Source organism: Pseudomonas sp. SDO5522_S412 (assembly GCF_054071215.1).
Genome location: NZ_JBSVWQ010000019.1, coordinates 1 through 10,641, shown reverse-complemented (window position 1 = coordinate 10,641; position 10,641 = coordinate 1). Strand labels below are relative to the sequence as shown.

The following is a 10,641-nucleotide window of genomic DNA, read 5'->3' as shown; positions in this document are numbered from 1 at the left end:
CTATGAAAACACCTGAGCAGTGCAGCGGGCTGGAAGACGTCCGCCTGGGTATCGACACGTTGGACGAACAGATCATCCGCGCTCTCGGCCAGCGGTTGGCCTATGTGAAAGCTGCGGCGCAGTTCAAGCCTGACGAAGCCAGCATCGCCGCCCCCGAGCGGGTGGCCGCCATGCTGCCCCATCGCCGCCGCTGGGCCGAGCGCGAAGGGTTGGACCCGATGTTCGTGGTCCCGCTGTTTGCGCAGATCATCCAATGGAATATCGACCAGCAAGTGCGCCACTGGCGCCAGCAGCATCAAGGAGCGGAGCATGAGTGAACGTCTGCCGGGATTGCTTCAGGCGCTGACCGAGGGCGAACGCCTGGCGCGCGAGAAGGGCGGCGCAGTGCTGGTGGTGTTCAGCCTGGCCTCGGAGCGCCTGGACCCGCTGCGGTTATTTGCCGCCAACCGCCAGGTACTCGGGCAAAGCCTGTTCTGGTCAAGTGACCGGGGCGCACTGGCCATGGCCGGCTTTGGTTGTACCGAGGAAATCAGCCCCGGGGCCGATGACCGCTTCAACGCCAGTGCCCTGGCGTGGCAGGCGTTGCTCAGCCAGGCCCATCAGGTGGGGCCGCGCCAGCCGTTGCTGTGTGGCGGCTTTGCGTTTGACCCGAAGGGCCCACGCTCGCTCAAATGGCAGTCATTCGCCGCCACCTCCCTGGTGCTGCCGCGCATCCTGCTGCTGCGGGAAGCCGAGCAACATCATGTGATCTTCAGCCAGTGGCTGGAGCCCGGGGCGGACGCGGTGCGTTGCGCCCAGAGCCTGGAAACCCAGTGGACGTTGCTTCTGTCCCGCTACGCCAGTGCGCCACGCCAGGAGATTCCCCTCGGCACACCGAGCGACGAAAACACCATCAGCGCGCAGCAATGGCAAGACACCGTGGCGACGGCCGTGCAGCGCATCAACGCCGGCGACCTGCGCAAGGTGGTGCTGGCCCGCGAAGTGCGGTTGACCACCTCACGGACGATCCCCTGTGGCCCGCTGCTGGAAAACCTCAAGGCGGCCTATCCCCAGGCGTACCTGTTTGCGTTCAGCCGTGGTGACAGCTGCTTTCTCGGCGCAACGCCGGAGCGGCTGGTGCGGGTGACTCGTGGCACGCTGAACACGGTGGCGTTGGCCGGTACTTGCCCGCGTGGTCGTCACGAGCAGCACGATGCCGAACTTGGCCAGGCCTTGATGGACAGCCCCAAGGACCGCTACGAACACACCCTGGTGGTTCAAACCCTGCGCGAAGCATTGCAGCCCTATTGCGCGATGCTCGACATTGCCAGCCAGCCGCAGTTGCACCGGCTGGCCAACGTGCAGCACCTGTTGACGCCGGTGATGGGCCGCTTGCATCCCCAGGTGCAATTGCTGCAACTGGTGCAGGCCCTGCACCCGACGCCGGCGGTGGGTGGCTTGCCGCGACGTGAGGCGATGGCCTATATCCGAGAGCACGAGCAGCTCGACCGTGGCTGGTACGCAGCGCCAGTGGGCTGGATGAATGCGCAGGGTGATGGTGAATTTGCCGTGGCGTTGCGCTCGGCGTTGATCAGAGGCTGTGAGGCGCACCTGTTCGCCGGCTGCGGCATTGTCGCCGAGTCGGATCCCGGGAGTGAGTACGAGGAAACGTGCTTGAAGCTGCGGACTATCCGCGATGCCTTGCGGCCTTCGGACGGAGTGCAGGTGGCGTCAGCCTGAGGAAGGCTCTCGCCCGGCAGGCCGGGCGAGAGCATGCAGCGTCTGGATCAGTTCAAGCCAAGCTTGCCACGCAGTGTGGACAGGTCTTCCGCCAGGGTATTGACCGGGCCAACCAGGGCTTTGCGGTCGGCTTCCTTGACCTTGTCGTAGGTCTCGAAACCGCCATCCTTGGTTTTGTACTTGGCCAGGATCTTGTCCACGGTGGCGAAGTTCTTGTCGACTTTGGCAACGAAGGCCTTGTCTTGCTTCTCGATCTGCGGACGGAACAGGTCGACGATTTTCTTCGCGCCGTCGATGTTGCCCTGGAAGTCATACAGGTCGGTGTGGCTGTAGCGGTCTTCTTCACCGGAGATCTTCGTCGCGGCGACTTCTTCCAGCAGAGCAGCAGCACCACCCACGACTTTTTCCGGCGGGAAGGTCAGGCCGTCCACGCGGGTTTTCAGGTCCAGTACGTCGCTGTTGAGCTTGTCCGCCAGGGCGTCGAGGCCTTTGGTGGTGTTCTCGGAGAACAGGCTGTACTCGATGCGGTGGAAGCCGGTGAAGTCTTCGGCTTTCACGCCTTTCTCGTGGTCGTCCACGCGGGAGTCGATGGAGGCGTCGAGATCGCTGAACAGTTCGGCGATCGGCTCGATCGACTCATAGTGCACACGGGTTGGCGCGTACAGCTTCTTGGCGGTCGCCAGGTCGCCTTTTTTCACGGCGTCGGTGAACGCCTGGGTCTGGGTGACCAGCTCGCCGATTTCTTCGGTGACATAGATCTTGTAGTCCGACACCGGCCCTACCAGGTCCAGCGGCGCGGTGGCGGCGAAGGCGGCCAGCGGCGAAAGGCTCATTAACAACGACAATGCGAGAGACGACTTCTTCATGGGACGATTTCCGCTCTGGGGTTTGTTTTAGGTTTTGGCAGTGGTTTGTGGATGTGTCGCATCAAGCAGCGTGCGCCCGATGAAATCCTGGGCCCCGGTGACGCCTGGCAAGGTGAAGAAGTAACCGCCGCCAACCGGCTTCAGGTATTCCTCCAGAGGCTCGCCGTTGAGCCGGGTTTGCACGCTGATAAAGCCTTTCTCCAGGTCAGCCTGATAGCAGATGAACAACAGCCCCATGTCCAGCTGACCGTTTTTGTTGACGCCGTTGGAGTAGTTGAACGGCCGGCGCAGGATCAGGTTGGCCTGGGTCTGTGCAGTACGCGGGTTGGCCAGGCGGATGTGGGCATCGAGCTTGGTCAACTTGCCTTCCGGGTCCTTGCTGTAGTCCGGGACCTGGGTTTCTTTCTGGCCGTCCATGGGCGCGCCACTGGTCTTGATCCGGCCAATGATGCTTTCTTGCTCTTGCAGCGGGGTGCGGTCCCAGCGTTCGACGAAGTTGCGGATGATCCGCACCGCCTGGTAGCTGCCATTGGCGGCCCAGGCCGGTTCGTCGCTGCCTGGCTGGACCCACACAATCTGATCCATCGCCTTGTTGTCGTTGGAGTTCGGGTTGGCCGAACCGTCGCGAAAACCTAGGAAGTTGCGCGCGCTTTGTGCCGGCTCGCCGGGGCGGGCAGGGGCCTGGGGCGGCACGCTGCCTTCCTGCTTCCAGCGCACCAGCAGCAGGTCCGGCAGGTTTTTCACGATGTCGCGCAGGGCGTGGATGTTGGTGTCCGGGGTGTTGGAGCTGAACTGCAGGCTCAGGTCGCCGTGGCACTGCGCCGGTTCCAGTGCATCGTTGGGGAAACCGACCATGCGGATCAGGCGCTTGGGCTTGGCCGCGGCCAGGCCGAAGCGTTCGTCGAACAACGACTCGCCCACCGATACGGTGATGGTCAGGTTGTCCGGTGTCACCACCGGGCCGAGGATGCCGGAATCGGTAGGCGGCAGTTTCGGGTCGACTTGCACCACGGTGCCGCCGGTCATCAGGAACGCGATACGCTCGTTCAAGGTGCGGAACAGCCGCTCCAGGTCGTCACGGTCGCTGGCCAATACGTCGAATGCCACCAGCATGCCGCAGGCCGGGCGCGGAGTGACGATGCCGGTCTGGTGCTTGCCATGGAAATCGTGGTGGTCCTGGGTCTTTTCACTGCTTGGCGCGGTGGTCACCTGTGCCGCCGCGTTGGCAGCCATTGCCGGGCAGCTCAGGCTGCTGCCGGCAATGGCCACGCCAGTGGCGGCCATACCCAGCAATACACGACGACGCTGGGCGGAAAATTGTTCTGAATCACTCATGTCTACGGTCGTCTTCACTTCAGGCCGGAAAGGCCAAGGGCGGGGTCGATTCCATCGAGTGCAACGGCCAGAGCCTTGGCCTTGTCGGCGATCTGCTTGCGCTGATCGGCGGTAACGCTGTCATACAAGGCGTAGCGGCCATCGACTTTCAAACCGTTGAGTTCGGCATCGAGGGCGTTGATCGCGCTGTCGATCCCCGGCAGCAATTGCGCGGCAGATTTGGTCAGCAGCGGGCGCATCAGGTCGACCACTTTGCGGGCGGCGTCCAGGTTGGCGGCGAAGCCGTTGAGGTCGGTATGGCTGTAGCGTTCTTCCTCACCGCTGGCGGCACGTACGTCGGCCAGGCTGTTGAGGTTGCGCACCACGATGCTCACCAGTTGCTCCGGCGGCAGCGACTGGGCCAGCAGCTGTTGCTTGAGGCTGGTGACGTCGGTGACCAGGCGCTGGGCAATCGGCGCCAGGCCGTCGAGATTGCGTTGCTGGAACAGGCCGTATTCGAGACGGTGGAAGCCGCTGAAGGCCGGGTCCTGCTCGCGCTTTTCAAAGTAGTCGGCGCGGGCGTTGATCGCGTTGTCCAGTTCCGCCAGGCGTTGCGAAGCCGGGGCCAGGCGCTGGTAAGCCTCGCGGGCCGGTACGTAAAGCTCCTGGGCCTGGGCGAGGTCGCCGGCTTCGATGGCTTGGTCCAGCGCGGTAACGGCCTTGACCAGGGCGCTACCCTGGCTGCTCAGGTACACGCGGAATTCCGACAGCGGGCCGATAAACGCGACCATCGACGGCTTGGCCTTGGCTTGGGCGTCAGACTCGGCAGTCGGTGTCACCTTCAAGGTGCCACGCGGGTTGCTCAGCAGGCCGCAGGTGATCTGGTAGTCGCCGGGCAGCAGGTTGGCGTTGATCACCTGGCTCAGGCCCGGGGCGATGTTCTCGCGCTCTTCGACCACCAGCACGCCGTCGAGGATTTCCCATTCCACGGCACGGTCCGAGCGGTTGATGATGCGGAAGCTGGCGCGTCCCGCCGGCACCGTCAGCGCATTCGGCTCGCAGCTGTGGGCGTGGATGGTGACGGCGATTTCATTGTGGTTGGCCTGGCGCTTGGAGGCGGCCAGTTGCGAGGCGTAGTAGAACAGGCCACCGGCGGCGATCATCACGACCACCGAGCCGCCCACCGCCCAGCGCAAGGCGCGGGAGGGCGGAGCCGGTTGAGGGGTTTGGTTGGACAAGAGGCGGTCCTTACTGGCTGGAAACGGAAGAGGTTGTGCGGGTAGCCGGCTTGCTCGGCGGCGCCGGCAGGAAGAACATCACCAGGGCCACCACCAGGTAAATCAGGTAGGCACCGAGGGTGCTGATGGTCGGGGCGTCCTGATAGCCGAACATGCCGGCCAGCACCGAGCCCAGCGGGCCATCCATCGGCAGCGTCGCGCTGAAATCGAACAGTACGGTTTGCAGGTGGTTCCATACCCCGGCTTCGTGCAGGGCTTGTACCGAGTTGGCGAGGATGCCGGCGGCCACCACCAGGATGAACAGGCCGGTCCAGCGGAAGAACGCACCGAGGTTCAGGCGCATGCTGCCGGTGTAGATCAGGAAGCCGACGATGATCGCCAGGATCAGGCCGAGCAGCGCGCCAATCGGCGCGCCCGGACCTTCGCTTTGCTGGAACACGGCCAGCAGGAAGAACACGGTTTCCAGGCCTTCACGGGCCACGGCGAAAAACACCATGGCGATCAGCGCGGTGACCTGGTGTTTGGAGCCGGCCAGGGCATGATCGAGGGATTCATGCAGGGAATGCTTGATGGAGCGCGCGACCTTGCGCATCCAGAACACCATGGAGCTGAGAATGCCCACGGCCACCAGGCCGACGATGCCTTCGAACAGTTCCTGTTGTTTCTGCGGGAATTCGGCACTCACCAGTTCCAGGCCACCGCCGACCAGCAGCGCGAGGGCCGCTGCCAGAAATACGCCGATCCACACTGCGGGCATGTACTGGCCACGGCCAGTTTGCTTGAGGTAGCTGGCAATAATGCCAACGATCAAGGCGGCTTCTATGCCTTCGCGCAGCATGATTAAAAAGGGAACAAGCATTCGGCACCGAATCGTCACTAGATAGGATGCTAAGTTGTAACATAATGATACTCATTACTAAACAGGGAATATTGACCTTTACTGAACCTTGACTGAACGGTGGTGGCAAACCGCATCCGACACTAGAATGCGCGGCATCGTCCCAGTCACCGGATTGCGCCATTCCCCATGTCGGAAAAAGACACGATTTCCATCCAACTGGTCCGCGAAGCCCTGTTGCAGAGCTGTGCGCCGGGTGCGGCGACCGATGAAGTGTTGACCAAGGTCGGGATTGATCCGGCACTGCTGGGCCAGCCAACCGCACGCGTCCCGGCAACCGCTTACGCACGCTTATGGCGCTTGCTGGCACGGCGAATGGACGATGAATTCTTTGGCATGGACCCGCGCAAGCTCAAATCCGGCAGCCTGGAGTTCCTCTGCCGGGCCTCCATGGCACAACCGAGCCTGGCCACTGCGCTGGAAACCGGCCTGGGGTTCCTGTCACTGATGCTCGAGCGCCTGCCGGCGCAACTGGTGCGCCAGCAGAGCCTGGCGGAAATCGTACTGTTGGAGCCGGAGCCCGCACCCAGGCGCGCCTTCACCTATTTCGCCTACTGGATGATCGTCCACGGCGTCGCCTGCTGGCTGGCTGGGCGCCGGATCCCGATCCTGGCGATTGAACTGCGTTGCCCGCAGCCGGACTTCTGCGACGACTACCAGGTGATGTTTTCCGACAACCTGCGCTTTGACCGGCCGCGTACCCGGATGATCTTTTCCGCCGACTGCCTCGACCTGCCGATCAAGCGCAGCCCGGAGGAGCTCAAGCGCTTCCTGGCCCATGCGCCGGCCAACATCCTGGTCAAATACCGCGACCCGGACAGCCTTGCCACCCGCATCAAGACCGACCTGCGGCACATGCCCGCCGACACCTGGCCGGAAACCGAAGGCCTGGCCGCATCCCTGTGCATCTCGGCCTCGACCCTGCGCCGGCGCCTGGCGGAAGAAGGGCAGACCTACCAGGGCCTCAAGGACAGCGTGCGCAAGGAGCTGGCGATCGTCTGGCTGGCCGATTCCGACATCAGCTTTGCCGAGATCGCCACCCGCCTGGGGTTTGCCGATGCCAGCTCGTTCTACAAGGCGTTTCGCAAGTGGTCGGGCTCCAACCCCGGGCACTATCGCAGCCTGATATTGAACGAAGCACTGAGCCAGTAGGTCACTGCCAGGCACCCCCGGCACGTTTGCCTGCTTATCCACGCCTTTAATGATCTGGGTCACTTTCCTGCGCCGCCGTGCGTGTGATATTCGGCGCCACCGCTCCATCGTTCGTTTCCTGACGCAGCCTGATCGGCATTTGTCGCGATCAACGTCTACGCCATTTCCCTCATTCAAGAGCAGGATTTCATGGCACTTCACAGAACCGTAGAGACCCAGGACCAAGCCATCGAAGACGTCTATTCGAGTGGCTCCGCCCAGCACAAACTGCCCAAATACCGCCTCCCGGACCACTCGACCACGCCGTCGGCCGCCTACAACCTGGTGCGCGACGAACTGCTGCTGGACGGCAATTCCCGGCAGAACCTGGCGACCTTCTGCACCACTTGGGTCGAGCCCGAAGTGCAGCAGTTGATGGCCGATGCCCTCGACAAAAACATGATCGACAAGGATGAGTACCCGCAGACGGCCGAGATCGAAAACCGTTGCGTGCACATCATTGCCGACCTGTGGCACGCGCCGAAATCGTGGCAAACCGTGGGTTGCTCCACCACCGGTTCCAGCGAAGCGGCGATGCTTGGCGGCCTGGCACTGAAGTGGAGCTGGAAAAAGCGCCGCGAAGCGGCGGGGCTGCCCACCGACAAACCGAATTTCGTGTGCGGCCCGGTGCAGATCTGCTGGAAGAAATTCGCCCGTTATTTCGATGTGGAAATTCGCGAAGTGCCGTTGCGCGGTGACGCATTGGGCCTGCGCCCGGCCGACCTGCGGGAATATTGCGACGAAAACACCATCGGTGTCGTCGCGACCCTGGGCGTGACCTTCACCGGGATCTACGAACCGGTCGCAGCCCTGGCGGCCGAGCTGGACTCGATGCAACGTGACCTCGGCCTGGATATCCCGATCCATGTCGACGCGGCGAGCGGCGGGTTTATCGCCCCGTTCATCCAGCAAGAGCTGCAATGGGATTTTGTGATCGAGCGCGTCAAATCCATCAACGCTTCCGGCCACAAGTACGGCCTGGCGCCGCTGGGCGTCGGCTGGGTTATCTGGCGCTCCACCGAAGACTTGCCGGAAGAGTTGATCTTCTACGTCGACTACCTGGGCGGCAACATGGCGACCTTTGCCCTGAACTTCAGCCGGCCCGGCGGTGAAATCATCGCCCAGTACTACAACTTCCTGCGGCTGGGGCGCGACGGCTACACGCGGATTCAACAAGCGTGCTCCGACACGGCGCAATGGCTGGCCTCGGAAATCACCAAGTTTGCCCCGTTGGAACTGGTGTACGACGGCAAGGATGGGCTGCCGGCGGTCTGCTACAAGCTCAAGGACGGCGTCGACCACGGCTTCAGCCTCTACGACCTGTCGGAGCGCGTGCGCATGCGCGGCTGGCAGATCGCGTCATACCCGTTGCCGTCCGATCGGCAGAACGTCGTGGTACAGCGCATCCTGGTACGGCATGGCGTGAGCCGTGACCTGGTGGCGTTGCTGCTGGAAGACCTGCGCAAGGCCGTTGCCCACCTGCAGAAAAACCCGGTGGAGCATTCCGACGCGGGCCCCAGCTTCAGCCATGGCGCCATCGCCGACCCGGTCATCCCGGCCGACACCCCGAACCTCGACTGAACGCACTGAACACTCACCGGGCCTCGAGGCCCGGTGCCTTTAGCGTTGCATCGCCAGGTACGAATCATCGTGACTGCCTTCTTTACTTTCCTGCACGACAACCCCTACATCCTGCTGTTCCTGGTGGTTGGCCTGTCCGTCTGGGTCGGGCGCGGCACCATCAAGGGATATGGCCTGGGCGCGGTGGCCGGGGCCATCGTGATCGGCTGCGCGATTGCGACGTGGGCGTCTTACTACGGCGTGCATTTCGAACTCGATAACTTTACCAAGAGCCTGTTTTATTACCTGTTCATGTACGGCGTCGGGCTGCGGGTCGGGCCTTCGTTCATCAACAGTCTCAAGGGTGATGGCCTGAAATTCACCTTCCTGGCGATCCTGTCCTCGTTCCTCGGGCTGGGTATCGTGGTGCTCGGCGTGCGGCTTTTATCCCTGCCGGTGGGCGCGGCGGGCGGGATTCTTGCCGGTTCGCAAACCATGTCGGCGGCGATTGGCTCCGCCGAACAGGCGATTACCTCGGGCGTGGTGCCGCTGCCACCGGGCACCACTGCGGCGGCGGCCACCGCGATGATCGCGCTGTCTTACGGCATCACCTACATCTGGGGCACGGTCGGCATCATCCTGATCTGCAAATACCTGCCGCGCTGGTGGGGTGTGGATGCGCGCAAGGCGGCCAAGGAATTCGAGCTGGAGCACGGTGTGCCGAACGTCGACGATGCCGGGCTCAGTGGGTATCGGCCGTTTGACCTGCGGGCCTATCGCCTGGTGAACCCGGAGCTGGTGGGGCAGAGCATCGCGCAGTTTCGCCAGCGCTTTGCGTTGTACCAGATCGAGAACGTCGAGCGTGGTGAAGAGTTGCTGGGGGCTGATCCGACGCTGGTGTTGCAACTCGGCGATGTGATCGCCCTGGGCGGCAGTCTGGATGCGCTGACCGATCACATGGGCCTGATCGGGCCGGAAGTACCTGATGCCCGAGCGTTGAATATACCGCTGGATGAGGCGGTGATTCTGGTGACCCACAAGGATGCCGTGGGCAGGGCGCTCAAGGAATTCAGCCAGTCGCCGATTGCCGGGCAGGTGCAGTTGGTGGGGATTGAGCGGGGTGGAGCGCCGATTCCGATGGGGCTGGAAACGCGGTTGCAGCGCCTGGATGTGATGCACTTGATTGGCTTGCGCAGTGCCATCGACAAGGCCACGGCGTTGCTGGGCAAGGCGGGGCGGGCGAGTACGGCGACGGATTTGCTGACGCTGTCGCTGGGTATGGTGCTGGGGTTGTTGATCGGGCTGATTCAGGTGCCGGCGTTCGGTGCGGCGGTGGGGCTGGGCAATGCGGGCGGGTTGCTGGTGTCGGGGATTATCGTCTCGTCGCTGGTGTCGCGGGTGCGGTTTTTCGGCAATACACCGAATGCGGCCCGCAACATTCTCGAGGACATGGGGTTGATATTCTTTGTCGCGATTGTGGGGGTGAATGCGGGGGCTAACCTGGTTTCGCAGATTAGCGCGATCATTGCGTTGAAGATCTTTTTGCTTGGGTTCGTGGCTTGTACGATTCCACCGTTTATTGTTTGGGCTGTGGGTTTTCATGTGTTCAAGATCAACCCGGCGATTCTCATGGGCGGTGTTGCGGGGGCGCGGAGTCACTCGGGGCCGGCGCGGGAGGCGGCCAAGGAAATTGATAGTACGGTGCCGTGGATTGGGTTTCCGGTGGCGTATGCGGTGTCGGGGATTTTGCTCACGGTGTTTGGGTATTTTGCCATGGTGCTGGCGCGGTAGCTGTATTGGGTACATATCCGTTGCTGCGGTAACGGCGGCTTATGGTTCCGCTCTTACAGCGGGT

9 protein-coding genes are annotated in these 10,641 nt (G+C 62.8%); 5 read left to right on the top strand and 4 right to left on the bottom strand.

Going from position 1 to position 10,641, the window contains the following annotated elements; genetic code table 11:
- Positions 1-2 precede the first annotated feature (2 nt).
- Both ACW9I6_RS07095 and ACW9I6_RS07090 read left to right on the top strand, forming a co-directional pair.
- Positions 3-317 (top strand): isochorismate lyase, encoded by a 315-nt coding sequence (locus ACW9I6_RS07095; RefSeq protein WP_003218417.1) that lies wholly within the window; start codon positions 3-5, stop codon positions 315-317.
- Positions 310-1,719, top strand: a complete 1,410-nt coding sequence (locus ACW9I6_RS07090) for an isochorismate synthase (RefSeq protein WP_457339099.1) — start codon at positions 310-312, stop codon at positions 1,717-1,719. Before ACW9I6_RS07095 ends, ACW9I6_RS07090 begins: the two co-directional genes overlap by 8 nt.
- Positions 1,720-1,766: 47 nt before the next feature.
- Here the strand turns inward: ACW9I6_RS07090 and efeO (ACW9I6_RS07085) are convergent, their stop codons facing one another.
- From efeO (ACW9I6_RS07085) to efeU, 4 genes are read right to left on the bottom strand one after another with little or no spacing between them, the layout of a single operon-like run.
- The gene (gene efeO, locus ACW9I6_RS07085) at positions 1,767-2,585 is read right to left on the bottom strand and encodes an iron uptake system protein EfeO (RefSeq protein WP_003218415.1); all 819 of its coding nucleotides are present in this window, start codon (positions 2,583-2,585) and stop codon (positions 1,767-1,769) included.
- A gap of 27 nt (positions 2,586-2,612) precedes the next feature.
- On the bottom strand, positions 2,613-3,920 hold the full coding sequence (efeB, locus tag ACW9I6_RS07080) for an iron uptake transporter deferrochelatase/peroxidase subunit (protein WP_457339098.1): 1,308 nt from the start codon (positions 3,918-3,920) through the stop codon (positions 2,613-2,615).
- Positions 3,921-3,934: 14 nt separating this feature from the next.
- Positions 3,935-5,137: an iron uptake system protein EfeO gene (efeO, locus tag ACW9I6_RS07075; RefSeq protein WP_457339097.1), complete on the bottom strand. Its 1,203-nt coding sequence runs from the start codon at positions 5,135-5,137 to the stop codon at positions 3,935-3,937.
- A 10-nt stretch (positions 5,138-5,147) separates the two neighbouring features.
- Positions 5,148-5,996: an iron uptake transporter permease EfeU gene (gene efeU, locus ACW9I6_RS07070; protein WP_003218412.1), complete on the bottom strand. Its 849-nt coding sequence runs from the start codon at positions 5,994-5,996 to the stop codon at positions 5,148-5,150.
- A gap of 168 nt (positions 5,997-6,164) precedes the next feature.
- On the opposite strand from efeU, the gene ACW9I6_RS07065 reads away from it, so the two are divergent.
- From ACW9I6_RS07065 to ACW9I6_RS07055, 3 genes are all read left to right on the top strand, one after another.
- Positions 6,165-7,187 (top strand): AraC family transcriptional regulator, encoded by a 1,023-nt coding sequence (locus tag ACW9I6_RS07065; RefSeq protein WP_177070119.1) that lies wholly within the window; start codon positions 6,165-6,167, stop codon positions 7,185-7,187.
- Between the two features lie 189 nt (positions 7,188-7,376).
- Positions 7,377-8,807: a glutamate decarboxylase gene (locus tag ACW9I6_RS07060; protein WP_008436222.1), complete on the top strand. Its 1,431-nt coding sequence runs from the start codon at positions 7,377-7,379 to the stop codon at positions 8,805-8,807.
- 69 nt (positions 8,808-8,876) lie between these two features.
- Positions 8,877-10,577: an aspartate:alanine exchanger family transporter gene (locus ACW9I6_RS07055; RefSeq protein ID WP_457339096.1), complete on the top strand. Its 1,701-nt coding sequence runs from the start codon at positions 8,877-8,879 to the stop codon at positions 10,575-10,577.
- The last annotated feature ends 64 nt before the right edge of the window (positions 10,578-10,641 follow it).